Annotated in this window: 20 protein-coding genes; 4 read left to right on the top strand and 16 right to left on the bottom strand. The window is 45.0% G+C overall.

All coding sequences use genetic code 11. The annotated features are described in order from the left end of the window. Positions 1-83 precede the first annotated feature (83 nt). From nagX to M0415_RS00255, 7 genes are all read right to left on the bottom strand, one after another. Entirely contained in the window at positions 84-1,271 is a 1,188-nt protein-coding gene (gene nagX, locus M0415_RS00285) for a transmembrane glucosamine N-acetyltransferase NagX (RefSeq protein WP_249556025.1), read from the bottom strand. Between the two features lie 138 nt (positions 1,272-1,409). After that, positions 1,410-2,546, bottom strand: coding sequence for an N-acetylglucosamine-6-phosphate deacetylase (nagA, locus tag M0415_RS00280; RefSeq protein WP_249556026.1), 1,137 nt, complete (start codon positions 2,544-2,546; stop codon positions 1,410-1,412). Positions 2,547-2,588: 42 nt separating this feature from the next. Next, positions 2,589-3,587, bottom strand: a complete 999-nt coding sequence (gene nagB-II, locus M0415_RS00275) for a glucosamine-6-phosphate deaminase NagB-II (protein ID WP_011623683.1) — start codon at positions 3,585-3,587, stop codon at positions 2,589-2,591. A gap of 58 nt (positions 3,588-3,645) precedes the next feature. After that, positions 3,646-4,554 carry an N-acetylglucosamine kinase gene (nagK, locus tag M0415_RS00270; protein ID WP_249556027.1) on the bottom strand — a complete coding sequence of 303 codons (909 nt, stop codon included), beginning with the start codon at positions 4,552-4,554 and terminating at the stop codon, positions 3,646-3,648. 222 nt (positions 4,555-4,776) lie between these two features. Continuing rightward, positions 4,777-7,584, bottom strand: coding sequence for a beta-N-acetylhexosaminidase (locus M0415_RS00265; protein ID WP_249556028.1), 2,808 nt, complete (start codon positions 7,582-7,584; stop codon positions 4,777-4,779). Between the two features lie 28 nt (positions 7,585-7,612). Further along, a complete protein-coding gene (locus tag M0415_RS00260; protein ID WP_249556029.1) occupies positions 7,613-9,100 on the bottom strand; it encodes a methyl-accepting chemotaxis protein in 1,488 nt (495 codons plus the stop codon). Beyond that, the gene (locus M0415_RS00255; RefSeq protein ID WP_249556030.1) at positions 9,100-10,089 is read right to left on the bottom strand and encodes a substrate-binding periplasmic protein; all 990 of its coding nucleotides are present in this window, start codon (positions 10,087-10,089) and stop codon (positions 9,100-9,102) included. The genes M0415_RS00260 and M0415_RS00255 overlap by 1 nt, the downstream gene beginning before the upstream one ends. A gap of 490 nt (positions 10,090-10,579) precedes the next feature. On the opposite strand from M0415_RS00255, the gene M0415_RS00250 reads away from it, so the two are divergent. Beyond that, positions 10,580-11,488: a sulfite exporter TauE/SafE family protein gene (locus tag M0415_RS00250; protein WP_349627958.1), complete on the top strand. Its 909-nt coding sequence runs from the start codon at positions 10,580-10,582 to the stop codon at positions 11,486-11,488. 18 nt (positions 11,489-11,506) lie between these two features. Here the strand turns inward: M0415_RS00250 and M0415_RS00245 are convergent, their stop codons facing one another. From M0415_RS00245 to M0415_RS00235, 3 genes are all read right to left on the bottom strand, one after another. Further along, the gene (locus tag M0415_RS00245) at positions 11,507-12,196 is read right to left on the bottom strand and encodes a SapC family protein (protein WP_249556032.1); all 690 of its coding nucleotides are present in this window, start codon (positions 12,194-12,196) and stop codon (positions 11,507-11,509) included. A gap of 36 nt (positions 12,197-12,232) precedes the next feature. Beyond that, a complete protein-coding gene (locus M0415_RS00240; protein WP_249556033.1) occupies positions 12,233-13,756 on the bottom strand; it encodes a tryptophan halogenase family protein in 1,524 nt (507 codons plus the stop codon). Positions 13,757-13,852: 96 nt separating this feature from the next. Further along, on the bottom strand, positions 13,853-16,480 hold the full coding sequence (locus M0415_RS00235) for a TonB-dependent receptor (RefSeq protein WP_220058182.1): 2,628 nt from the start codon (positions 16,478-16,480) through the stop codon (positions 13,853-13,855). Positions 16,481-16,906: 426 nt separating this feature from the next. On the opposite strand from M0415_RS00235, the gene M0415_RS00230 reads away from it, so the two are divergent. Further along, positions 16,907-17,923: a LacI family DNA-binding transcriptional regulator gene (locus tag M0415_RS00230; protein WP_086903855.1), complete on the top strand. Its 1,017-nt coding sequence runs from the start codon at positions 16,907-16,909 to the stop codon at positions 17,921-17,923. Positions 17,924-17,992: 69 nt separating this feature from the next. Here M0415_RS00230 and M0415_RS00225 read toward each other — a convergent pair whose 3' ends face one another. Further along, entirely contained in the window at positions 17,993-19,282 is a 1,290-nt protein-coding gene (locus M0415_RS00225) for an NAD(P)/FAD-dependent oxidoreductase (RefSeq protein WP_249556034.1), read from the bottom strand. A 192-nt stretch (positions 19,283-19,474) separates the two neighbouring features. After that, entirely contained in the window at positions 19,475-19,813 is a 339-nt protein-coding gene (gene glnB, locus M0415_RS00220; RefSeq protein ID WP_011073353.1) for a nitrogen regulatory protein P-II, read from the bottom strand. Between the two features lie 237 nt (positions 19,814-20,050). On the opposite strand from glnB, the gene M0415_RS00215 reads away from it, so the two are divergent. Together M0415_RS00215 and M0415_RS00210 are read left to right on the top strand one after the other, a co-directional pair. Further along, entirely contained in the window at positions 20,051-20,563 is a 513-nt protein-coding gene (locus tag M0415_RS00215; protein ID WP_249556035.1) for a GspH/FimT family pseudopilin, read from the top strand. Positions 20,564-20,717: 154 nt separating this feature from the next. Continuing rightward, complete coding sequence (locus M0415_RS00210; RefSeq protein ID WP_249556036.1) at positions 20,718-21,200, top strand: GspH/FimT family pseudopilin; 483 nt, start codon at positions 20,718-20,720, stop codon at positions 21,198-21,200. Positions 21,201-21,228: 28 nt separating this feature from the next. On the opposite strand, the gene M0415_RS00205 is transcribed toward M0415_RS00210, so the two are convergent. The 4 genes from M0415_RS00205 to M0415_RS00190 are packed head-to-tail and all read right to left on the bottom strand — an operon-like array spanning position 21,229 to position 26,022. After that, a complete protein-coding gene (locus M0415_RS00205) occupies positions 21,229-21,525 on the bottom strand; it encodes a TapY2 family type IVa secretion system protein (protein WP_249556037.1) in 297 nt (98 codons plus the stop codon). Then, entirely contained in the window at positions 21,522-21,920 is a 399-nt protein-coding gene (locus M0415_RS00200) for a type IV pilin protein (protein WP_249556038.1), read from the bottom strand. Before M0415_RS00200 ends, M0415_RS00205 begins: the two co-directional genes overlap by 4 nt. Positions 21,921-21,928: 8 nt before the next feature. Beyond that, the gene (locus M0415_RS00195) at positions 21,929-25,549 is read right to left on the bottom strand and encodes a pilus assembly protein (protein WP_249556039.1); all 3,621 of its coding nucleotides are present in this window, start codon (positions 25,547-25,549) and stop codon (positions 21,929-21,931) included. Next, the gene (locus M0415_RS00190; RefSeq protein WP_220056295.1) at positions 25,546-26,022 is read right to left on the bottom strand and encodes a pilus assembly PilX family protein; all 477 of its coding nucleotides are present in this window, start codon (positions 26,020-26,022) and stop codon (positions 25,546-25,548) included. Before M0415_RS00190 ends, M0415_RS00195 begins: the two co-directional genes overlap by 4 nt. Positions 26,023-26,024: the final 2 nt, after the last annotated feature.

The following is a 26,024-nucleotide window of genomic DNA, read 5'->3' as shown; positions in this document are numbered from 1 at the left end:
TGCTCTGCGCCCTTTGGTTGCTAGAAATAAAAAAGCCACAGAGGTGGTGAGTCTGTGGCTTGAGGGAAAATCAGATATCGACGTTAGATCCGCACAAAAATGTTGCGACGATACATCCAGTACAGCACTAACCATTGAACGGTGAGCAAACCAATCACGGCTCCTAAGGGCTGAGCATTTTCTGGCAATGCCGCGATAACGCCACCGAACACACTCTGGGCGATATACTTCCAATCCACTATGCTGGAGGCCAGATAAATAATGATGGCGTTAGTGCCTATCACCACAAAAATAAAGGCGAGCTTTTGCCATTTCAACACATCCACAAGTGCATAAAATAGTGCTAACAGCAGCATGCTCCAACCGCTAGTGACCAACACAAAAGAGCTGGTCCAAAGTTCTTTATTGACGGGAATAACCCCATCCAGCAACCAGCCTAGGGCCAAACAAACACCACCGGCAACGCTCGATAGGCCAACCTTAGCCCACTCCCCTTTTGGATGAGATTTCACAATAAAGTGACCGACAAACACCCCCGCTAAAGCGTTGACTACGGCGGGCAGTGTCGATAACACGCCTTCAGGATCGGGCGTTCGTCCTTGATAGCTCACACCCGGCAGTAACAGGCTGTCTACATAAGCATTGATTGACTCAGTCGGTGATAACACACCAGCCTGTCCACCAGGAAACGGCAACCAGAGTTGCACCGCGCCATAGGCCACTAAGATGCCCAAGGCCACCAGCACTTGGGTCCGTAAACTGGTATGCCATACCAGCAAGGCGGCAAAAAACCACGCAAAGGCAATTCTACCTAATACGCTGGCATAACGGACTTTGTCAGGATCGGCAGGCGCCCCCGTTCCCCAACCATGGTTATAAAGAATGCCAAGCAACAACAAAAGAAACAGCCGCTTAATCCCGTGGCGATACACAGGCATACGCTCCTGCATCGGCAGTTTATCTAAGCGTTTTGGCGATAATCCAAGGGCAACACCTGAGAGGAATATAAACAGCGGAAAAATCAAATCATAGAAGCGAAACCCATTCCACTCACTATGGTGCATTTGGGTATCACCCCATTGCCAGCCCCCCCAGCCCGTCAACATAAGCAAGGCACCAAATAGGGCTTCGCCACCTAGAATCCAAAACATATCGAAGCCACGCAGGGCATCGAGGGACATCAACCGCGGTTTTGACTGACTCTTTTTCGCGGCAGCCTCCTGAGCATTCACGCCCGTATTGGTGATAGATTCCGGCGCAGTCGTACTCATACCATTATCCTTTATTATTGTTATTTAAATTATTTTATAACTTTTGAGCAAAATGCAGACTGTACAATAAAAAAACTTAGCCCCTGTCATCAAAATACGACAAGGGCCAAGGTTAACGCTTTACTGACTCAACCCACACTAAGGGCGAACATAAACCGCATTTCCAGCAATATAGTTGGCCAGCACTTTTTGTTGATTATCTAGCAGCACTAGATCGGCACGCTGCCCTACGGCTAATCGACCAACGCTCTCGGCAATGCCAAGGAACTCGGCAGGATACAAAGACGCCATTCTCAAGGCCTCACCGAGCGGTAAACCGAGCATCTTCACACTGTTCTCAACTGCGGTCGCCATGTCTAACACACAGCCCGCCAGTTCACCCGTCACCGCATTTAATCTATCGCCAACACGCAGTACCTGAGTACCAAACAGCTCAAAACTGGTTTCATCATCCATGCCTACTGGCGGCATGGCATCGGTCACCAACATCACTTTGCCACGGGGTTTAGCGCGGAGGGCGACTCTTGCGGCCGCTGGATGCACATGGTGGCCATCGACAATCAAACCACACCAAGCGGTTTCGCTCTCAATCGCCGCGCCCACCACGCCAGGCTCACGGGAACCTAAGGGTGACATGGCATTGTAGAGGTGAGTGAAGCCTGTCGCCCCCGCCGCTAATGCTGCGACAACGGTATCGTAGTCCGCATTGGAGTGGCCTAAACACACTTTAACGCCCGACTCCACCAACAGGCGGATCACCTCAGGCGAGACATTTTCAGGCGCTAAAGTCACTACTCGAATACCTAAATCTTGACGACAAAAAATCGCCAATTCAGCCTCGGTGATCTCACGGATAAAACCTTGTGGATGCACGCCTTTTTTAGGTACCGAAAGATGCGGGCCTTCAAAATGTACGCCTAATACGCCAGCGCTCTTTTGCGCAACCGCACTGGCAACCGCATCGGCAGCCTTGGCCATCACCAGCACATCATCTGTGATAAGCGTGGGTAAAAAACCTGTGGTACCAAAGCGAGCATGCGCCTTGCCTATGGTTTCAATGCAAGCAACCGTTGGGCTGCTATTGAATAACGCGCCGCCACCGCCGTTAACTTGCACATCGATAAAACCTGGCACTAGGGTGCCTGGGTAGCGAATTTCCTTAGCACCCGATGCGGTGTCTAAGCTGGCTATCAGACCATCTTCAATGGTGACAGGCACATCCCGATGGAAGGCTTCACCATCAAACAGTTGCTCGGCAATTAAGGTGAATTTCATCCCAAACCTCTTTTCAAATTAACGTGGCACAACGGCCATCCATTACAGCGTTTGAGTGACTTTTTTCAGCCCAGCGGGTTGGTCTGGGTCAATACCACGGGCAATCGCGACTGCGGCCACGTCGATATAAAAACGTTGTAACAAGGCTAACGGCGCAACACGTGGGTGAATATCCGTCGACGTTTGATTTAAATGCACTAAATCTGCGCCACGTTGGCTCACATTTTCAATCTGTTCGATATGGCTAGCGTAGGACTCATCGCCAATGCAGACATCCACAATCGTGAGTTTTTTCTCCACTAAGGTCACTGGACCATGGAGGAATTCAGCACTACTAAAGGCTTCGGCATGGATAGAACACACTTCTTTTAACTTAAGTGCGATTTCCTTAGACACGGCATAACCTAAACCACGGCCTAATACGACTAAGTTTTTCACGTTTTCAACCGATGCAGGGGTCAATTGTGGCTCAGCATCAACCGCAGTTTGCAATGCTTGAGGTAACGAGTTAACTGCGGCGGCGAGGGATTCGCTCTGCGTCCATGCCGAGGCTAATTGTAAAATCGCCGACAGAGTTGCAAGGTAGCTCTTTGTTGCGGCAACGGCTTTCTCTTCGCCTGCACGTAATGGCACTACCACATCGACGATATCCTTGATTGGCGCGGTTTCATCGTTTACTAACGCCACACAAAACGCGCCTGCGTTTTTCGCCATACGCGCTTGGGCTAAAATATCAGGGCTGCGGCCAGATTGCGAAATCACAATCACTAATCCGCCTTCTAACTTCAAGGTTTTACCGTAAACACTGGCCACAGATGGCGCGGCAGCAAAGGTCGGTACACCCGCTTCGATTTCAAAAAGATATTTAGCAAATACACCCGCATGGTCGGATGAACCACGGCCCACAATCATCACAAAACGGGGATCGAAAGCACGCAGTTTTTCACCTAACTGCTGCATTAAATCGGCGTTAGCGGCTAACTGACCCGCAATCTTCTGCGGCGCGGTGCGAGCTTCTTGCTCCATAATAGTGTTTGTCATGTTATTTACCTTACAAATCAATACGGGTATTGCTTTAGCACTACTGCGCTAAAACGGCTTATTCATTAATGTTGATTGAGTTAAATTGCTGCTGAGCGAAGTACATGGCCCCCAATTCTGGCGGTGCTAAGGTTTCAGAAATCTTGGCCACAACATCGCTGCCAAGCCATGCCTGTAGCGGTTCAGCAAGGCCGCCGATCATCGAGAAACGCACCGGATTGAGGCTAAACAGCTTGCGTGCCATTTCACTGATGTAATCGGCCCCTTCCTGCACAATCCCGCGAGCGACTTCATCTCCCGCGTTGGCGCAATCGAGCACACTTCTGGCTAATTCGGCATAGCAACTCGAAGACTTACCAGCGAGATGCTCAACGATGCCCAAGGCATCACTTACCCCAAAATGCTTTAACAACATCTCGGTTAAGGCGGTCGGTGTGGCAAAACCATCGAGGGCAAGTAACACATGCTCGGCGGCTTTTAAGCCAAGCCAAGCACCACTGCCCTTATCGCCCAGTGCAAAACCGTGACCACCGATGCTTAAGCTGTCATCGCCTACATGGGCGTAACCGCAAGAACCTGTGCCCGTAATGATCACCGCACCATCCGCGCCACGGTGTGCCCCGATACAAGCGGTATGAAGATCCGTAGTGACATACATGGCGGCAAACGGATGCTGCCAGCTAATCACATCCTGATACAGGCGCGGCACATTGACTCCCGCCAGCCCTAAGCCCGCGACGAGTAAATGGCTATCGGTTTCCTTCATGCCCGCATCCAGCAGAGCTTGGCGAGTCGATGCTTCAATAGATGCAAATGTTTGTGCAAGACCATGCAGCGGATTAGCGCGCCCAGCAACACCTGTCCCTAAAACGGTACCGTCCGCAGTATAGATAGTGGCTCGGCACTTACTGCCGCCTCCATCAACACCGATAAACAGTTGTTGATCTTTTGTCTGGACTAACCCCATGACACCCCTCTTCATCTCTTAATGCAGCGCTACCGTTGCTTATACTTATGCCGTTAATACGACACTCAACTTTAGTTAACTCAATGTTACAGCAAAAATGACAGCGCTGTCATTTACTTTTTGAAGCAATTTCTAATCAAATGTCAGACGGAAGAAATGGCTGAAAGTGAAAAAGAAAAAGGCTGTATTTTTATTTTAAAATACAGCCAGATATAACCTTTATTAATTAACGACTAAGCTGCGGCCTTTACGTTTCCCATCGGCCGCGATCGCGCGGATCTCAACGGGCGCAGTTACTGCCTGCCCAGCTTGATAGGATTGCCACTGCCCACTCGCTTGTCGCCATTCAATCTTAAGTCCCGGATAGGCCACGTTGGCAAACAGTTTACCGTCACGGATCTCGGCGCCGACGGTCGGCACTCGGTAATCGATACCCGCTTTATCGAGCTTGATAAACTCCTTATGCCCTAAGGTGTTAGCCATTTGCTGCCAAGATTGCGCCTGAGCCTCACGCATCGAGGCGGTGAAATGCCCCGTCGTTTGATTATACAAAGCGCCTTGATATTGATATGGCACTTCCCACGCGGCCTGATACCAAGCACGCTCCGCCAGCATCAGTAAACGCGGGAAAATCATATATTCCACAGTGTTATCGCTGCGGATGGTTTCACTCCAGAGCTGGCCCTGCAATCCGGCAAAGGCTTTACCTTGTTCCCTTGGGCCAGATTGTTTGCCCTTCTCATCGGTTCTGGCCCTATCGTCGGCCTCAAAAGGCAGATTTTGAATGTCGGTCCATTGCTCTGCGTTTGCCACTAAGTTATCCGGCATAAAGCTAAACACTTTGTGTGCGTTGGTTGCACGGCTTGCCCAGTAATAGCCATGCTCCTTAGGATCCGCTTCGTAAGGGAAGTCGAAGTACAGCACCTCAGGGTTTGACAGCACCACATCCCAACCGTTGTTGACTTGCTGATTGGCATGCTCATAGCCTTTGTAGGCAATCACATCCCAAATATTGGATTGAACTTTTGCAGGCATATTGCTTGGGCGAACATGGCTCATACCATCGCTCCAACCAGCCGCTTCAATGCCTTTTGCCGCTAACATAGTCGAAATTCGTTCGATAAAATAAGCACCTAAATCATCTATCGACTTAACGCCTTTATCGTTATTGGCCACAAACTCCAAACAGGCGGGTGATTGTTTCCACGCCCCTGCCGTTTCATCAGCACCGATATGGTAGCGAGTTAATGGCTGACCCGCTGCTTGGTGTAACTTGGCAATTTCATCAATGACTTTATTGACAAATTGATAGGTCGACTCCATACAGACATTCAGGGTGTTATCGTTGTAATACTGCACCGAAGAATAAACCGTTTTGTCGTTTGCATCGGATAACAAATATTGCTCAGCTGCAGTGGTTTTCCCTTCAGCTTGCAAATGACGAGCGCCCGCATCTAAAGCTTTTACCGCTGTGTTAGCTTGATTTGTCGTTTCCTGCACAGGGACAACCTGTACTTTGCCCGTGTTTTGAAGCTCTGCGTCTTCCGCCTGTAATCGACGGTAACGCGCCTCCATCGCTTTAATCGCCGCACGGCTATGGCCAGGCATATCCATCGAAGGGATTACTTGAATCTGGCGCGCATCGGCATATTTGACTATGTCGATATAGTCTTGTTTGCTATAAAAACCGTTAACGGGAACATCCGCAAAAGGCCCACTGCCAAGCTGCGGTAACAAACAGGTATTTTCCTCAAGATCGTGGCAACGCTTACTGCCGATGTCAGTCAATTCAGGCAGGCCATCAATCTCTAGGCGCCAACCTTCATCGTCGGCCATATGTAGATGCAATTTGTTGAGCTTGTATGCAGCCATTTGATCCAGCAGGTCAAAGATCAACGCCTTGCTATGGAAGTTACGGGACACATCGATATGCATACCACGGAATGGATACCTTGGGCTATCCTCAATCGTCATGGTATTTACGCGCAGATCCTGCACATCAATCAAACTGGCAAGTGACGATAACGCATAGGAAAACCCTGCAGCATCGGCAGCAGCAATCTCAATCGCATCCGCTTTAATATCCAGCAGATAACTGCCCTCAGCGCCTTGGCGCCAGTTCAGCTTTACCGCCAAGCCTTGTTCAGACTCGTTAACACCTAAGCGTGCTAAACGGGAAAGTGCCGCCGCCAATTGTTCAGGCTCCAAAGCTTGTTGTGCGGCAGATGCGTTGGTGACCGAGCCAAAATCCAGTTTAATACCAGAGGTCAGTGACACGGCTTTATCTTGGCTGTGGATAGCGACTTTTTGCGGCGTAGGAATAATGGTATTGACCGCTAAGCTGGCATCTTCACTGACCTGTTGATTATTGCTAAATAACTGTGCAGGTGTCGCAGGCGCTAATTTATCCGCATCGGTACGGCGATACTGCTTCACCATATCGGTGTACGCCTCAACATAGGGGCGCACTTCCATCCCAGTTTCAGGATCTTGCTGCACTTGCGTGCTGGCGATCACCACTGGCGATAAATCGCCAGCAACTATGTAATAGTTGGGCATGGCATCGGTTTCTGACAGCTGCCACAACTCACCACGGAACCTTAGGGTCTTTTTCTCGCCCTTACTAAAACCGCTAAATGCCTCGGTGGGCGCGATGCGATACAGATCGCCCTTGATATGCGTAATACTAAACTCTTTGCTTTCAACGGCTTGAACTGGGCGCATTTGGCTAAAATAAATCGCCCAATCACGGCTCTTAAGCTCAACCTCTGGGACAAAATTGATTTCAGCAACAAAACAACGTCCTTCGGCGGCGGCTTTGTCGCAGTTATCATCAGGCCTGTTAGTGAGCACGCGATAACTCACGCCCAAGGTATCCCCAAACTGCTGCAATTGCGCTTGGGTTAATTGGCTGGACTTAGCTTGCTCAACAGAACTTGAGCTAGGCACTGCCTCGGTTTTAGGCGCATCACTACAGGCCGTTAAGCCCAGAGCCAATAAAATCGCGGTGGTGGCAATCGTTTTATTCATGATATTCCTTTTCTAGCTTCAGAAATGGCTACAATCTGAAGGAAGTTACTAACGTCCGCAGTCTTTCCCCTTGGTGAAACAGTCGCTCACTCGATTGTGCTAAGTGCTCACTATCGAGGGAGGCTGAACCTGAGACATTGGCAAGATCATTTAATGTACGAGAAATCGCTTCGGTGACGCAGGTCTGCTCCTGCGCCGCATGGGAAACTTCGATATTCATATTACTGATATTGGAAACTAAATCAGTCACTTTAGACAACACTAGCTTAATTTCTTCCGAACGGTTGACCCCTTGATTGGAGAGGGTCTGGCTCGATTGCATCACATTCACGGTTTCGACAACTCGGCTCTGCACCTGTTGGATCATTTTTTGGATTTCTCCCGTCGCCTGTTGGGTACGGCTCGCTAAAGAGCGCACTTCATCGGCAACAACGGCAAAACCACGCCCCTGCTCACCCGCTCTGGCGGCTTCAATGGCGGCATTAAGGGCGAGTAGATTAGTCTGCTCGGCAATGCTGCTGATCACCACCACGACTTCATCGATGCGTTGGGTTTCCTGTTGTAACTGCGATACCGATTGGGCAGAACGCGCTAATTCCCCCGCCAATTGACGGGTAATGGCTAAGCCAGAGTCAAACTGACGCTGACCATCGTCGACCGCTCTATCGGCTTGGGTTGCCGCATCGGCGGTACGTTTAGCATTGATGGCCACTTCGTTGGCACTGGCACTCAATTGAGTCACGGCCGTGACCGCGGCTTCAGTTTCTTTAAGCTGAGCTTGCACCCTTTGATTGTTGCTTTGCGACAGCGTGCCCAGCGCCTTAGCATCGCCCAATAGCAGGCCCGAGGTTTCATGCACTCTGGTAATAGTGCCATGAATTTGCTCGACAAAACCGTTGAAAGCATTAGCGAGTTTACCGATTTCATCTTCGCTCTCGACTGGTAATCTGTGGCTTAAATCACCATCACCATTGGCGATTTCTTCTAATGCGGCGACAACCTTATCTAAGGGACTAATCACTAAGCGTTTGAGAATGATGAAAATCACTAACAGACTGCCCGCTAAAATCAGCAGTGCCTGTAAAAAGTACCCCAGTAGTAAGTCGGATAGTTGCGCCTTAACCGGCAAAGTAGAGAAGGCAATGGTTAAACGCCCAGTGGGATTCCCTTGGTCGCTGAACTGTAACTCTCTTGTTTGTAGGTCGCTTGCGGCAACGGCCTCGGCTTGTTTGTCTTCGGCGAGCAATTTACCCCGATGATCCACAACGGTGATTTGATAGATTTGCTCGGACTTTAACATGACAGACAACACGGCACGGATCTGCTCGTAGTCATAGGTAAAAATCGGCTGCGCCATGGTGACTTGAAGATTAGCAACGGTATTGTCTTCAAAGGCCATTTCGTTGCTGGCCAAGGTATCGCTCGCCAACCAATAGGACACCCCAAATAGCACACTGACTATCATAAATATCGCAGCTGCTAACCCAATTTGTACTTTTAAGGCTAATGTTTTCATTATTTTGCACCTTGCATACTAAATAGATCTAACCACAACTCTTGGCGTTCAATGGGGGTTAAGGGACTTAAATCAGGTGTATCGAGACGAATAATGACGCGCTGCTCAAACAGGGCATCACGGTAGAGCTTGTCTATTTTAAGCTCACGATTAAACATCTCATCAAAGCTGCCGTCGCTTATCATATTTTCGAGCCCCGCTAAGATCGCCGCCGCTAACTCGGGACGTTTTGGGGACACAAAAAAATATGCTGGCGAGCGATATTGCAGCAGGATGTGAGTATCGATTTTCAGCGCGGGATCGGAGTGACTTGCGAGCTCATCGCCAATTTCCTGTGCGCCGAGGGCAAGGTAATCGAATCGGCCGCCCTCTAACATCGGATAGAGATTGGTGTATTGATAGCTAGTCACGACAGGCAAACCATTGGCTTCGAGGATGCTGGCATCGGGCCAATAGCGGTTTTGCCCCGCTTTTAGTTGCTTAAAATCCGCCAGCGTTTTTACCTTGGCGAATCTGGCCTCATCCGTTTTGCGGATAATTAACAGGCGGTTACCGAGTAATCCCTTAAACAAGGGGATACGAACCGGGAGCACGGTTTCCTCAAGCTCCTTGGAAGTCATGCTCCAAAAAACATCGACTGTGCCGGCCAGCGCCTCTTCGACCTTACGTTTTTGGTTCATCTGCGTCGACATTTGCTCGACCTGATAGGGCTGACCAGAGCGGCGCAGTGCCTCTTTAAGGAGATTAAACTGCCATTGCTGTTGAATGGTAGTCACTATCTTGATGGGAGCTGCATTGTTTGCCGAAGAAGTGCCAGCCGCATAGGCGGCATTTGCAAGCGTCAACGATGTGGACGCTACTGCGGCTATCGCGGTGAAACTGAAAGTGCAAACCATAGCGCTCGCCCAGAGTCCAAGGATGGGCATCAACAAACGTTTAGCAAAAGTAGTTACTACGCTGCCAAGCAGTGTAGCAATATGAATAACCATGAATCGCAGCCTCTTTTTTATGACTGGAATATCCAGCGAGTTTTATTTTTTAATGCCGCTAACTTGTCTGCTTATCCTAAGCAAGGTCGCTCTACCTAAAAAAATGGCTGGGCACTGCTTACAGTACCCAGCCAACGCTAGTTTCTGGGGAGAGACTATCAAAATATTAAAGACAAACGTATCGCCGCCCGACCAGCAATACTTCTGCCAAGTACATGAATAAGGAGACCTCATCCTCTTCATGCAGACCTTACAAAACAACGAATCACACAAGCAGATGACAGCGTTGTCATTGATTAAATTACACAAGAAAGAACAGGTTTTCTACATTTTTTTGACATTTATTGTTATTTTTTTAGCCTAAACACTTTTAACCATTAAATATCAATAGATTATGTTTTAACTTTTTATTTCCACATCAGTGTGACAACGCTGTCTTCGACTGATAACATGCATGCAACAACTCACTCATCCCGCGTAATCACTCAAAATGCTGTCATATGGCCTTATCTTCAAACGCAGAAAGATTAACCTCAGCCAATATTATCGACCGATGGCAAGCGTCCTTGTGCTATTGAGTGCATGGCTATGTTGGTTAGTTCAATTTCATCAACCCGTTGAGTTAATAAAACAATACGGTCAGTTTCTGTTTTTGGGGATAACGGGAGCCATCTTTGCAAACGCTACGGGAGCGGGAGGTGGCGTGATCTTTATTCCGGTGTTTTCCAGCTTAAATTTCAGTGAAGCTCAGAGTGTCTCCACCTCATTTATGATCCAATGTTTTGGTATGACGGCAGGGGCGATTTCATGGTCAGGCTACTATCGACGACACCATCCTCAAGACAAAACTTGGTCTGGTTTTATTCCAAGCATTTTATTAGCGGCGACCTGCTCAATACTTGGCCTTTGGAGCAGTCAGTTATGGCAATTGAACTCCCCTTCCTCACTACATACTAGCTTTAGCCTTTTCTCTATCATATTAGGGATAGCGATCATTATCAGCAGCCAGCGCCGTACCCTTCAAAGCCATCGCCTCAACGCCCTAGACTGTTGCTGGCTAGCAATAATTGGCTATTTGAGCGGGATTATCACCGCTTGGTTATCAGTTGGCGTGGGCGAACTCTTAGTGATCTATCTGATGTTACGGGGAGTGTGTGCCAAGATGGCCGTTGCCATCGGAGTGGTGGTATCGGCGATTACCGTCTGGTCGGCAAGTCCAATACATGTGTTTTCAAGTGACAGTCATGCCCTATTCGAGCTGGTGCTGTTTGCAGGCCCAGGTGCAATTATCGGCGGTTTGTTAGCGCGCAAACTGGCGCTATTTCTCCCAGTCAAAACCTTAAAACTGCTTTTCTCAAGTTGGATTATCTTGACTGGGAGCGTCATGCTCGCAAACTAAAATTGAAAGCTCGCTATCTTATCTATCCATTACTAAATCAATTAAACTTAATGAACAAAGATGCGCATAAATGGCCGAATAGAAGCCCCGTTTCGCAAAATTCAATAAAGTCGCATCATCAAGCTGTTGCAGCTTAGGCTCATCAATCGTATAGATACCGTCGATATTCGTTTTTGTGCCATCGAGCGCCGTAACTGTAAGTGTTCTTGGTTGTAATAACTCGTGCTCCAACAATACTTTGATAAAGTACTTGGTCATATCTTGATAGCTAGCCTGTAACCCCGCGAGTTCGAGTTTCTTGGACAAGTAGTCCGTTTTCTCTCCTGTCTCAGTAAATAACCGGTGAGTTTCATTTTCAGCCACGGATGAATTATTAATGTCGATGCCTAAGATAATCTTTTCCTCATCGACATGGGTCATGCCTAATGGATACAACTGGACTTGAATAGGTAAGTATCGTGATTGCCATTGCCCATTTTTTAGCAGCTTATTGGTATTCGGTTTTAGCGCGGTAATCGCTATAGAGACAAACTCGCCAGTTTGGTTATTCTTTGTAAAAACAATAGGAAAGCTTGTCGCAGCCGACATAAACTCTTGCACTTGCAGTGGTAGCATATGCACAGTTTCAAAGTAGCTGTAATCGACCTTATCACCAATAGCCAAATTCTTATGACTCGAGTCATTTAAAGGTACAAATTGTGTTTTCATTATATTTTTCCTTTTTACCCATTAAATTTAAAACGATTAAATAGATTGCAAACCATAGGTACAGATTTTATCGAGCAATTCCCTATGCTCAGGCAAACCATCTAGCATCTGTTGTTTTATCTTCGACATTTTGTTCATATACATGTCCAAAGAGGCCGGTGTTGCCGATGAGCCGCCACGCAAATTAGTCTGATATTTCATGCCATAAAGCACGTATAAATAATTGTCTAAGTTAAACACTTCAAACTTAGATGGAAAATCTTCAGCAATAGGACTATAGGATTTCCATAGTTCGAGTCGTTGCTTTAATCCTTCGGGAATAGTCTCCGAAGCCTGATTATCGAGCCAAAATGATGAGTCAGTTCTATTCGATAAACAGTAATGCAGTTTGGCAAATTCTACGACCCGCTCCCATGCGTAGCCCACGGCATCATTAAACCGCTTTGCTAAATAATCAACATCATCTGTATGTATAGGGAAACGTTCTGCCAGAAAACGCGCGGAGAAATCCGTTAATAATATGGATGTCGCTTCAATCGGCTCTAAAAAGCCTTGAGCTAACCCTAAAGCTACACAGTTTTTTACCCAGAACTGTTGACGATGGCCCACTGTCATTGGAATTTTACGATGGGGAACATCGGCAAGTTTGCCACCGAGATAATGGTCAAACTTTCGCTCAGCCTCAGACTGCGTCATATGAGCGGACGAATAGACAAATCCCGTGCCTCGGCGCTGGGTCAATGCAATATCCCAAATCCAACCCGCTTGATGGGCCGTCGCTTGAGTATAAGGAGGGATGATATCCGTAGTTTGCGTTGGGATTTGCGCGACTAACGCAGTATCAATAAACAGTTGATGCGCTTTACTGATAAATGGCACTTTTAATGCCTTAGCTAATAAAACAGATTCAAAGCCACTGCAATCAATATAAAAATCGAAAGAGAGAGTCCCTTGCTCAGTCAGCAAAGATGAAATTGCACCATCATCGCCTAAACGAACATCCTGCACCGTGGCAAAAATGTGCTCAACGTTGAATTTCTCAATCGCGTTTTTCGCCAGTAATTTAGCAAACTTCGCCGCATTAAGATGATAGGCATAGCCTAACACCCCGGCATATTCAGGTGTAGTGATCAGCTTTGGCGCTTTTGCGGCCTCACAAACAAGATGCTGGGGAGAAACATAATCAGCAAAATCGCCTTGTTTCTCGGCCAACCAAGCAGAAACAGTATCTATGCCTTGTAAATTAATGATATCAAATAGATGGTGGTAGAAATTATCCTTACCATGTCGCGCTTTATCTAACCAATTTACAAATTTAATTGACTGCTTAAACGTCACATCGCATGAGCGAATTAACTCTGATTCACTGATCCCAAAACTCTGTAGTGATTTCCGAATAGACGGCACAGTACCTTCACCAACGCCGATGATAGGAATATCAGGAGATTCAATCAGCGTGATAGATAGCTCAGAGCGCCCCTGCAACACTCGCCCTAAATGATTCGCCGCTAACCAACCTGAAGTCCCGCCCCCTATGATGGCTATTTTTCTGATTGTCATAACGCGCCTCTAAAATTGCGTAAGCTGAGTTTATTGTTGGTGTTTTTGATAATAAAAAGCCTAGCGATTGCTAGGCTTTTTCGTCACTGAATTGAATTAGAAGCGCAGTGCTACACCAAGTTTGTAGCGAGCCTCACCATCGAAGCTCCACACTGGGTAGTTATCTTTAAACTCACTGATAACGCCTTCAGCATCAACAGGTGATACACCTTTCTGAATGCTATCTTCTTCAAGTAAGTTAACCACTTCAAATGTCACAGATAAGTAATCAGTTACATCGTAGTTAGCACTTAAATCTAGCGTGCCGTAAGCTTGGTGCTCGCGGTTACCATAGAAGCCTGGTAATTCACGCATCATGTACTCAGAACGCCAGTTATAAGCTACACGAGCAGAGAAATCATCAATTTCATAGTAACCCACTAAGTTAACGGTATGCTTAGATGAGTCAGAGAACACACCTACACGGTCCGCATAGTTTTCAGCTGGAGATGAAGCATCTGCAAAGGTGTAGTTAGCTGAGTAACCAAAACCATTGTCAAATGAGTCTTGCAACTGCAACTCAATACCATCGATAGAGCCACCGTTAGCATTGTAGTTTTCACTGACGGTCCAGCAGTCGTAGATACCAGCACCACAAGAACTGCCACCTTGAGCAACTAAGTTAGGATCATCAATCCCAATTTGTTGGTTCAGCTTTTCTCTAGTAGAAATGAAGGAGTTAACATCTTTAATGAAGTAAGTAACAGCAAATAAGCCTTCACCGCTGAAGTACCATTCTAAGCTCAGATCCGCCTGAGAGGCTTTGAACGGCTGCAGATTCACGCTACCAGTCACTTTCTTCTCGTTACCAGGCGTACCATCGTTGAAACCTGGTAACTTAGACGTGGCGAAGAGATCTGCATAGTTAGGACGAGAAATAACTTGCGCAGCTGATGCTCTTAAAATTAAGTCACTTGCCAAGTCAAACGCAATGTTCATGCTTGGTAAGACATCGTGATAGCTTGCTTTATCAGTACTTAAATCATCAGCATAAGTACCAGTTTGGCTAAACGCGTAGTAGTCAGACTCAACATCGGTAGAGATATATCTTAAACCGAAGTTACCGCGTACGCCTTCACCAGCAAAAGTAGCCATAGTGTACAGGGCTAAATTTTTCTCTTGCAGAGTACCGTAACCAGACTTATCTAAAGTAAAGCCATCGATCGCGCCATAAGCATCTCTGATCATATTGTCAAATATTGGCTTAGGTAAGGTAAAACCTGCGCCAGATGACATAGTGCCAGAGTAATATTCTGAGGCATCTTTTGCGACGATATTAGATGATTGTGCAGCTTCCGTCGTTTGGGTTACGTCGTGGTCCGCATAGCTAATACCTGATTTAATTGAGGTAATAACGCCAAATTCAACCGGAACTGTAATATCGAAGGTCGCAAATGATTCTTCGTCTGTGTTAGGTTGTTTTTTCAGTGCCCAACCAGCCGTTTCTAATTGACCGTTGAAGTCACCAGCATCAAATGAGTTGTTTGCAATGTTGATGTCAATAACATCACCAGTTGCATCGTAAGTCCCTGCGAAATCTTCTGGTTTACCAATTGATTGACCGTAGTTAGAAGTAAGATCGGTACCACCTTCAGCTTTAGTTTTACCGATACGGCCTTCTAATTTGAAGTTATCTGCCTGATACGCGAAATCTAAATCCACAGTATCTGATGACATACTTGCTTTACGAGCCCATGTTTGTGCCCAAGCAAATCCGCCGTTACCAGTGTGTTCAACTAAAGTACATACGCCTGCAGCATTTTTCTTAAGACAAGTATTCTCACCTTGCTGGGTTGGGAATAAGAAAATTGATGTGTTAGCGTTGTTAGCATCGAGCTGTAAGCTCATTAAATTCAGACCGAATTCGAGATTATCAGTTGGTCTGTATTGGAACGCGGCATTTAAAGCAGTGCGCTCACGGTCTTGCTGGAAAGTCGTGGGAACAATTTCCCCCCAACCTAACAGAGTTTCAATACCGTTACGTTGATATTGTGTTTGATCCAAAGAACCAGCCACTAGGAAACCAAACTTCTCATCTTCCGTTTTCCAGCTGTACAAACCTGAAGTTTGTGGATCAATTTCTTCTGAAACGGTTCCGTAATCCCCTTTCGCACTCAGGAATACTGAGTTTGCTTCTAAATCTAAAGGTTTACGAGTTTTAACAATTACTGTACCGCCGATACCACCTTCAGCGATATCTGCTTGAGATGATTTGTAAACTTGAATACCACCAACCATTTCTGGAGGCAGTAAACTGTAGTTAAAGCTACGGTCGATCGCTTGCTGGTCAAACCAACCAGTAGAAGCAACTGAATGGCCGTTCAGTAAGGTGCTCGTTAATTGGCTTGAAGCGCCACGGATAGAAACTTGCTGTCCTTGACCAAACTGACGGTTTACTGCAACGCCAGGAATACGACCTAAAGACTCCCCTACGTCACCATCAGGGAATTTACCGATATCTTCAGCAGTCACAGCATCAACGACTGAGTCAGAAAAACGTTTGTCGTTAACAGAAGCTTTCATCGAAGCTCTCATACCGCGAACTTCAATTTTCTCAATGTTTTCTGGCACTGCCGCAGCGGCTGCTTCAGCCTCTGCAGCAACAGCTCCGATTGAAACAGCGCTGCCGAGTAGGATAGCAATGTTTGTAGCTAGTACACTTTTCTTAAAGGATGATGGTCGCATCTCGTTTCCCTTCCATAACTTTATTATCGTTTTAGTATTCATAACCATTCCGATGGAATGACAACGCTGTCATGTCTAGTGCAAACATTACACAATAATTAACAGCCTTGCCACAACAAAATAACTCTGGACGAAAAAAAATGTCATAAAGCGAAGTATTGAGAAGAGAAAAATCAATATAATCAAGTAAAAATAATCACTTAGATATTTTGATGTAAAATTACAACTTATAACCGAGTGTTAACAGTTGAAAAATGCCTCAGTTTGTAACAATTCAGCATTGCTATACGCGGTAAATGCTCGCACTATAAGAAGCATAATAAAAAGTAAGCTGACAACGCTGTCGGCTTGTAAATTGCACCTAAAGGATTTAGGTTCATCAATTAGCTAGCCCTTCGCACATTTGAATAAAGAGTTTGTAGATCAATGAAAGTCACTATCAACGACGTCGCTAAATATGCTGGAGTGTCAATCAAGACAGTTTCCCGCGTAACCAATAACGAACCTTCGGTAAAACAAGCCACGGTTGATAAAGTGAACGAGGCCATCAAGGCATTAAACTACCAACCCAATCTCGCAGCCAGAAACCTTGCTGGCACAAAATCCTATGCCATTGGTTTTATTTATGATAACCCCAACGCTTATTACATTATTGATATGCAAAACGGGATTTTGTCGGCCTGTAAAGATAAAGGCTATGAGCTGGTTATTCATCCTTGTAACGCCAAGTCTGACACCATTTGCGATGAGCTGACTCAACTCGTGAAACATTCGCGACTGGCTGGTTTAGTGTTAACCCCACCTCTTTCTGAAGATCCTAAAGTCCTTAAAGCCTTAAGTGATATTGATGCCAACTATGTGCGAATTATTGCCGGTGAAGGTGATAAAGAGCAGGATGGACTGACGATTTTAGTCAATGACAAATTTGGTGCGGTTGAAATTACTCAACATCTAATCGACTTAGGCCATAAAGAAATTGCCTTTTTAAGCGGCGATCTACACCATGAGTCCACCAAAGAGCGGTTACTTGGTTATAAACAAGCATTAACAAAAAATCGCCTGCTTCTGAATGAAGATTACATAATTGAAGGAAAATACTCATTTGAGTCGGGCGTTGAAGGCGCTAACACTCTGATCAAACAAAAGAACCGTCCAACAGCAATTGTTGCCTGTAACGACGAAATTGCAGCAGGGGCACTTTTTGCTGCTCGTTTAGCAGGGCTAGATATCCCGGGCGATCTATCCATTGTCGGCTTCGAAGACAGTCCATTCTCACGCCAAACCTGGCCGAAACTGACAACAGTGCATCAACCTAACGCTGAAATTGCCCAAGTGGCAACAGAATTGTTAATCGCGAAACGCCGCGAACAAGATGCCAAGTTTGCAAAAACATTTACGCCAGAGCCTGTGATCCGAGACTCTTCAGCCTCTCCTAAACATTAATCTCCAGCCCAGTAAGACCAAAACAAAACAGAGAGCCTTGGCTCTCTGTTTTGTTTTTCAATTAATGAGTTAATGCAATTTCAGCTTTGGCCTTTGCCATTTCAGTAGTTTTTGCGCAATGCGATAAATAATCGCGGAGAACCAGCCATATAGGCTCGCTAAGTGTCTTTGGTATAACGAGATATACATGATCCTTGCGATATGTCCTTCCACGAAGAAAGTCCCTGAACGCAAATTCCCCATTAGATTACCAACTGCAGAAAAACGACTTAAAGACACCAGAGAACCATAGTCTTTATACACAAAAGGTTTTTCCGCCTTCCCTTGTAAACGATTCACAATATTCTCATACAGGGTATCCGCCATTTGTGCTGCCGCTTGAGCGCGCGGTGGCACAGGTTGACCGGACTCCTGTATTAATAGAGCGCAATCCCCAAGCGCATAAATATCTTGATCACCTTTTACTCGCATACAAGCATCAACTTCCACTTGATTGCGCGGCGTAATCGGCAACTTAGAAAAGTTTTGAAACGCTTTTGGCCCTTTTACACCAGCCGCCCACACTTTAAGCCCCGCTTCGATAACATCACCATCCTGTGTAATAAAGCCATCGCGGGTGACTTCTTTAACCTGCACCCCGATATGCAAACGGATGCCAATTTTATCCAATACCGCTTGGGCTCTTGCGCTCACACGTTCGGGTAATTGCGGGAGAATTTTTGGTGATGCTTCAATAAGATGCACATCTAGATGATGCTTAGAGATATTGAGGTAGCCATACTCTTTCACCGATTCAATGACATGGTGAAGCTCTGCGGCTAATTCGACACCTGTGGCGCCAGCACCAACAATACCTATGCTGACTTTCTCTTGTGTTTCATTGAGTTGCAGTAATGCATCTAATAATTTTTGATGGAATAAGTTAGCGTTATCTAAACTATCAAGGAAAATACAATGTTTCTCAGCACCTAGGGTATTAAAGCTATTAGAGACCCCACCTAAGGCCAGCACTAAGTAATCGTATTCAATTTGACGGGGCTCAAGCAGCAATTCACCCGAGTCACTATAAACCGCAGCAAGTTGGATTGTTTTGGCATCGGGCTCACATTGCTCAATTTCACCACGAATATATCGATAACCATTCTTAAGGCCATGATCTCGATACAATAATCCCTCTATTGACTGGTCAATAACCCCGACTGCGACTTCGTGTAATTTTGGCTTCCAAATATGGATTGGGCTTTTATCAATTAAGCAAACATCGACGACATCACTACCGCCCATCTTGCGGCCTAATTTAGAGGCTAGCGCTAAACCTGCCGCCCCACCACCTACTATCACGATTCGTTTCGTAGCCAAAATAACAACCTCAACAAGCCTATTTAAGTGGCTAAGTTATACCATGGAACAGATAAGAGATAACTACTTTAGTCTAACTAAACAGGCTATTTTGCATTAAAGATATTTCAGGAACAGAAAGACTTAGTCCCATCATTCATAAATTTTAAGCAACAAAAAGGGGCCTAATGGCCCCCTCTTGAAACGGATAAATCACACCGCTTCTTCGTTTTCTTCACCAGTTCGAATGCGGATAACACGTTCCACATCAGTCACAAAAATTTTGCCATCGCCGATCTTACCCGTGCGTGCTGTTTCTACAATAACATCAATCGCTTGATCGACTAAATCATCTTGAATGACGAGTTCAATTTTAACTTTAGGCAAAAAGTCGACCATATACTCAGCGCCGCGGTAAAGCTCAGTATGCCCTTTTTGACGGCCAAAACCTTTTACCTCAAGCACTGTCATCCCGGTGATACCTATCTCAGCAAGTGACTCGCGTACATCATCCAATTTAAAAGGCTTAATAATCGCTTCAACTTTTTTCATCAAACATTCCTCGGCACTTGCTGACAGATAATCAAATAGAATGCCATTAGCTTACACGGGGTTAGGCGATTATTGAAGTATAGGCAGCGCTTTCCTCATAAAACACAGTTTCTATAAAACAATTCTTAGTCCGTAAAAATCTAAAAGGCTCATTGGTACCCTTCTATACTTAAACAGCTGCAGTTTTGCTTCAAAGGCTCGTAGGATGCGAGCGACATTTATAACAAAGGATCTGTTATGAAAACTCTACCACATGGTTTTAGCTTGATTGAACTCATCACTACGGTATCCATTTCTACCATTCTGTTATCGATTGGTGCTCCCTCGTTAAGCGATTTCAACACGAGATTTAGAGCTGATAGTAATATCAAAGTCATCCAGCAAACACTTATGCTAGCCCGAAATCATGCCATTTCCTTCAACCGAAAAGTGACAGTCTGCGCCTTAAGCAACAATCAGTGCATATCTAACTGGCAGCTTGGTTTGACGGTATTTATCGATGTTAACAGCAATAGTCAACTCGATAGCAATGAAACGACTATTTTTACCACTAACGCTTTTAATGCAAGAGATACAGTTATCTACAATCGAACCTTAATTCGTTTTCAACCAGATGGTCTTGCCTCTGGTACTAATGGAACATTGAAGTATTGTCCATCAAGTCCCACGAGCCCTTACTCGCGAGGGATTGTGGTAAATCAAGCTGGCAGGGCAAGACTATCGACTGATTCCAATATCCGCTGCGGATAAATGACGCGTATTGATTGAAGGCATTATCGACTAACAACATAAAAGGATTAAGACTACCTTTTAGAAACTAAACAGCACAAAGGATACAACTTAGATACTGAAATCCCGCCTATTCTCGCTTATACTTTAGTTTGTATAAGTGAGGGTTGAGTGCATGCTAAATAAATTGCTTGGTTTCACACTAATTGAACTGATGGTTACGATTGCTGTGGCCGCAATATTATTATCCATCGGTGTACCATCTTTAATATCCGTCTATGAAGGTGTGCGCGTTAATAATAATATCGCCAAAATTCATGACATTATGGTTTTTGCCAGAAATCAAGCGGTCAGTTATGGCGCAACAATTAAAGTTTGTGCATCAAACGGAAGTGCATGTGGTACGAATTGGGGAAATGGGATTAAAGTTATCAGCCCTGATAATAAAGATATTCGTGTTATTGACGCATTCAATACAAATGACAGTGTAAAAAGCAATTCGGCGAGTTTTACCTTTAGCTCTGAAGGCATGTTATCAGCAAACAGTGCTGTAGAAATCATCTACTGCCCAGGCGGCTCCGCGACAAACTCCAAGAGTGTAAACATAAGCTCTAGTGGGCTAATCTCCTACGGAGCAGAGGGTAAAAGCTGTTCGTAAGCCAGAAGATATGTCCGCACACATAAGCTTATCTCAAGGTTAGCTCATCAATTTTTTTACTGTTTTCATTAGTGAACTCTTGGCTAAGCTCAACACACTCGACTACCTCTTTAATAAAGAATTTCTTTTTATCTCCACCTACTTTTTGCTTACTAGGAAGACTAGCCATATTCAAATTGACATCTTTAATCCTCCATCGATAAAACAGTACTTTATCACCATTTGTCGTTGTGACATGGCATTTGTAATCCTGCATAACAGTAGGTTCCGCAGCAAACACAAATGTAGGCAAAGCTAATGCTAAAGCAATACAATATCTTATCATTTCCAACACTCCGCAGAAGGCCCCTTTACACCAGCAGATGTCATCGTAATAGACGCACACGTTGAGTCTCGACTAGCCTGCGAACCTTGTGCAGTCGCAGTGATAGTGAATGAACTGGTACCACTTGACGCTAAGCTATAACGCCCATGCTCTGTAACAAAAGGACTAGCGGCTAACCCCAGCTTGGTCATATCAGTCGCATAGGCTCGGTTATCCAAATAATACTGCTCTTGAAGATTCGCAACCTTCATCACCGCCGCAACACCTTCAGACCGCCCACTCTTAACCACGTAATCAATGTATGAGGGATAGGCTATCGAAGCCAAAATCCCCACAATAACAACAGCGATCATTACTTCAATTAACGTGAACCCTTGCAGTCTATTCTTTTTCATTAATGTTCTTACTCATCAATATGATAATAAATTTTGTTGGTGCTTAAGCAGGCCCCTAAATTTACCGTTCCTGTGCAATTCAGACCCGTAGCATCGCACGTGCCGCTACCAATAATTAACACCGCAGATGTTTCACAATCAGGATCTAGGACTGGTTTAGGAGGAAGGTCCGGATCCGGTTCACACGTCTCTGCACTTGGATCACATATTGGTTTATCTTCAGGCGGAGGTGGGGTAATAATTTTCGGAGGTTGAGGTATACAATCTTGGCATACATCAATGTATTCAGCAGAATATCGTCCACCTTTATGTAAATCTAAAGTGTACAAGCGTCCATTTGATGTTATTAAACAACTTGTGCCTGATGATCCGCTAGATTGAGCGGGAATAAAAGATGTAAAGTAAACCTTACCTTTAATTATCGCAGAAGGAGATAAACTTTTTTCACCTAATAATGAAAAGTCGTAATACCAACCACGCTTGGTACCAAACTCAATATTTTCTGCTTGAGTATTCGGAGCTGCTGACGTTACATTATAAAGATTTGTTAATGTTAACGGTGATGGAATAGTCTCACCACTCCCTCCAAATGTTTTAGTAACAACATTCCTATCCTGTAACACAAAAAACATATCGCTTACTGCGCTGCCAAGTGGTGCAGCTCGATTGCCTGAGCCTAAAGTAACTGCATCATAAGGTACATTCTGATGAGTAACAGTTGTAGTAGTACCAGTATCTGTGGTTGTAGTCACTTCTGTAAGATTAGTAAAAGATGTTTGTGCTACGACAGGCTCATAGAAAAAACGTCTATCATCCGAACTTAAGCTCCCACCTAATGATGCAAACTTAAACCCACTCCATTCACTAGGGTTAGCAGAAGGCATGTCCATCCGCCACACGTTACCACCTAGATCTGCAGCATATAATCGATCTGTTACCCCATCACCGTTGCTATCGAGAGTAGCAATAGAACCTGGAATACTATCCTCAATACCTGGCAAACTAGTCGTTCCACTAGCGCCAAAACTATGGATTAAAGCTCCGGATGTAGCATTTACGATGTATACATTACGCCCGTCTGAATTAGTTCCTGTCGAAGCGTCATAGCCTAAATTATATCCACCACCAAAAATAACAACCGGTACATCAACCCCAGGAACTTTAGTTACTACAGGTGTAGACCAAGTTTGCCCCATGTCTGTAAATCCAGAAGTCTCATTGGATATTTTCCACATAAGTATAGGTTCATCAGGGCTTGTTACATCAAAGGCATAATAAGAATGCCCCCCTCGTCTCATTCCAATAAATAACCATGCTTTGGTGATAGAACCTGAAGCAGAACGCTCTAAATACGCAACTGGCGAGCCGTCAATACCATATACACTATGGCCATTGGCATAACTATTTGCTCTAAGAGTCGTTGTGTTGGGTAATAATTCATAGGGTAAAAATGCCCAACTTTCACTGATGGTACTACCTGAATCCCTAAAAGAATGAAGTACCCCATGATTGGTTCCTACAAAAATTCTAACATTCGAGCCATCACCGCCAAAATCAATTGCTAGCGGCTGAGAATGCATTGGGTCCCCCATGATATCGCCTCTAGTTCCTGAATAATCATCTGAAGTAAGTGCTCCAGTATCATCACGGTCGACATTATTTCCTTTTATCCATTCAAATGCATTTGTCAGTTGTGCTTGCACTTCAGTTGGATCGGTCGGCAAACCTAGATAGCTAGCTAATAGGGTATCACCTCCAGCATGTAAAGAAGCGTTACTCAGTGTAAGATTTGTAATTCCACCATCGCTCTGAATATTACTTAATAACTTCCTCGTATTCGGAGTAATTGCCCTTGCAGCACCTCCTTCCTGTACATTATTGCCGTCAGGAGCAGTCGAGCAATCACTCCAAAAACTACAGGCGGTATCCACTATTCCTCCTGTACGACTAATAGCTGGAGCATTATTTGCGTCAATGAGAGTGCCAGCTGAATTGATTTTAAGCTTTTTCAAGTTTCCCGCCCATTTAGGGCCTTGAGATGGACGAAATAACGCGTAATAAGCAGAATCAAGTGTTCGTGTTGGATCCGCATTACTAAATGCAACCCCTGGTGCTGAAAATCGCTGTCCCACATTAGTTATGGTGTCTACTATATTAGCGATTGCTGCCTGTAAATTAATTGTATTATCGGCACTAAAATACTGACCATGCCCACGTGCTGCTGTTTCGATTAAAAGAGGCTCAGCCTCAGAATCATCACCTAAACTAAAGCCAATAGTATGAGTTATTACCCGTTGATATTTCTCTGTATTAGGCAATAAATCATTCTCATACATATAACTCGCTAACGCAGGCAAATAACTTGACTTCGCTGGAGTACTACCTTGTGCAGCTTTGTATTGATAGCGAGAATAATTACCAGCTGGTACACCATTTGCTGTTAAGGATGTGATATATGAATTGGCGCTTTCATCTAAAACTGGGGCGCCGTCAGTAATGTAAATAACAAAGGCAACATCACTACAGACATCCATTGGAGAAATATAATTACCTGAATTTTCAATAGTCAAATCATACGGAGGATTATTTTTGGTGTAGTGTATCCCACCACTATTATAGTTCTCATCCGAATGCCCAAAGGTAATAGGGCCACCGCTAAAATATCGATATGCTTCAAACATTGTTTCGCATAATGGAGTATTAGTTTGTGCGGAAAGATTTGTCACTGTACTAATTAAATTATCTTTTTCAGCCGAGGTACGGCTTCGAATTCCAGCAATAATTCGGCCACCATCTCTGTTTCCTTCATTAGGATAATTCATATTAAACACTGCCATACCAAAATCAACAGAGCCTATTGAGCTAATTACCCCACTTATTGCATCTTTAGCCATTTCTAAACGCGATTGTGGTTCATCATCAGCAGGTAGTCGACCCTCTTTGTATAAGGTGTACCATCTGAGGTAATTATCGGTATAAAGAGTGACCAACTCTCCAGAATTAAACCCCATTGCTTTAGCATTTGCTAACGTACCTCCGAAGGGCACATAATTATTCCCAGATTTAACACTGTTTTGGGGATAACCAGTTGCGTAACCTGTCACACTGCTATTATTAGAAGTATTTTCAGCCTCTATATCCTCCCAACAATCAACTGGATTATTTTTCTCAGCACCACTGTTTTCCTTAATTTGTTGCCAAGTTCCCTTGTCCTGCCCAGTTGTTTTATATTCCCTAATATACCCAGTAAAACGTCCGTAGGTATTAAGCGCAGCTGTAGCAGCGGCACAACCATTAATCAATTCATTAAATCGACGAGATTCGGACGGACTATCAGGAACAGGTAAAGAACTTTCATCCATTCCAGTCCCAATAGTGAAATAGATCATTCGTCCAGAATATGAATGGGAACTTCCCACTGGCGGATATTCTGTATTGGGGTTATATCCACCGGGTGCTCCTTCTACAATAGTGTCCATACTGCCAGAGTTATCAAATATAATTAATACCTTACTCCGGCCTTGGTTTGGCGGGGGAAGCAAATAAAGATCTGTGTCATCAGTCCAACCTTGACTAGGTATACCTAACATTGAAAATAAAAGTATACAAATGAGTTTATTAATCTTCATATCCCGCTCCCGTTAAGCACTTCTTGCTCAACACCTGTAACGACCGTTATTTGTCCCAAATTGTCGCGACCAAAATCTACCTGACTAGCTATCTCAACTCGGCGACATTTGAATAAATCGGTACCGCTAGCGTCACCCCTTCGTTGGCACGACACATTCTTTGGTTGAACAACCAAAGCACCAGAACCATCATCCACAAGTGGTAGCGGTGTTAACACTTGATGTCCACCTGAATAATTATTACCTGTATCAATCGCGGTCATAGTGGCTAAAAATGCTTTAGTCTTTGCATCCAAAACTGCAGCTATGCCGCCATCAGCTAACGCTTTTGCTTCTATCCTCTCTGAACCGGCCCCAGACATACGCAGTGATTGTGTAGAATTAACAGCCAGAGCAACACCAATGAGAGTCATAAGTATCAATACGATAAGAGCAAAAAATAACACCACTCCTTTTTGTTTGCTGAATGTCATTC

It is taken from the genome of Shewanella sp. 10B (assembly GCF_023475885.1).
In the GTDB taxonomy this organism is placed as follows: domain Bacteria; phylum Pseudomonadota; class Gammaproteobacteria; order Enterobacterales; family Shewanellaceae; genus Shewanella; species Shewanella mangrovisoli.
Note: the sequence above shows the minus strand (reverse complement) of the source record. Positions and strands in the feature narration are given on the sequence as shown.

What these genes read in the sequence shown, in the direction of transcription:
- M0415_RS00200 (WP_249556038.1), bottom strand. Translation starts at nt 21,920, where the DNA reads ATGAAAAAGAATAGACTGCAAGGGTTCACGTTAATTGAAGTAATGATC.
- nagA (WP_249556026.1), bottom strand. Translation starts at nt 2,546, where the DNA reads ATGAAATTCACCTTAATTGCCGAGCAACTGTTTGATGGTGAAGCCTTC.
- M0415_RS00260 (WP_249556029.1), bottom strand. Translation starts at nt 9,100, where the DNA reads ATGAAAACATTAGCCTTAAAAGTACAAATTGGGTTAGCAGCTGCGATA.
- glnB (WP_011073353.1), bottom strand. Translation starts at nt 19,813, where the DNA reads ATGAAAAAAGTTGAAGCGATTATTAAGCCTTTTAAATTGGATGATGTA.
- M0415_RS00205 (WP_249556037.1), bottom strand. Translation starts at nt 21,525, where the DNA reads ATGATAAGATATTGTATTGCTTTAGCATTAGCTTTGCCTACATTTGTG.
- M0415_RS00210 (WP_249556036.1), top strand. Translation starts at nt 20,718, where the DNA reads ATGCTAAATAAATTGCTTGGTTTCACACTAATTGAACTGATGGTTACG.
- nagB-II (WP_011623683.1), bottom strand. Translation starts at nt 3,587, where the DNA reads ATGACAAACACTATTATGGAGCAAGAAGCTCGCACCGCGCCGCAGAAG.
- M0415_RS00215 (WP_249556035.1), top strand. Translation starts at nt 20,051, where the DNA reads ATGAAAACTCTACCACATGGTTTTAGCTTGATTGAACTCATCACTACG.
- nagK (WP_249556027.1), bottom strand. Translation starts at nt 4,554, where the DNA reads ATGGGGTTAGTCCAGACAAAAGATCAACAACTGTTTATCGGTGTTGAT.
- M0415_RS00245 (WP_249556032.1), bottom strand. Translation starts at nt 12,196, where the DNA reads ATGAAAACACAATTTGTACCTTTAAATGACTCGAGTCATAAGAATTTG.
- M0415_RS00265 (WP_249556028.1), bottom strand. Translation starts at nt 7,584, where the DNA reads ATGAATAAAACGATTGCCACCACCGCGATTTTATTGGCTCTGGGCTTA.
- M0415_RS00230 (WP_086903855.1), top strand. Translation starts at nt 16,907, where the DNA reads ATGAAAGTCACTATCAACGACGTCGCTAAATATGCTGGAGTGTCAATC.
- M0415_RS00255 (WP_249556030.1), bottom strand. Translation starts at nt 10,089, where the DNA reads ATGGTTATTCATATTGCTACACTGCTTGGCAGCGTAGTAACTACTTTT.
- M0415_RS00240 (WP_249556033.1), bottom strand. Translation starts at nt 13,756, where the DNA reads ATGACAATCAGAAAAATAGCCATCATAGGGGGCGGGACTTCAGGTTGG.
- M0415_RS00195 (WP_249556039.1), bottom strand. Translation starts at nt 25,549, where the DNA reads ATGAAGATTAATAAACTCATTTGTATACTTTTATTTTCAATGTTAGGT.
- nagX (WP_249556025.1), bottom strand. Translation starts at nt 1,271, where the DNA reads ATGAGTACGACTGCGCCGGAATCTATCACCAATACGGGCGTGAATGCT.
- M0415_RS00235 (WP_220058182.1), bottom strand. Translation starts at nt 16,480, where the DNA reads ATGCGACCATCATCCTTTAAGAAAAGTGTACTAGCTACAAACATTGCT.
- M0415_RS00250 (WP_349627958.1), top strand. Translation starts at nt 10,580, where the DNA reads ATGCTGTCATATGGCCTTATCTTCAAACGCAGAAAGATTAACCTCAGC.
- M0415_RS00190 (WP_220056295.1), bottom strand. Translation starts at nt 26,022, where the DNA reads ATGACATTCAGCAAACAAAAAGGAGTGGTGTTATTTTTTGCTCTTATC.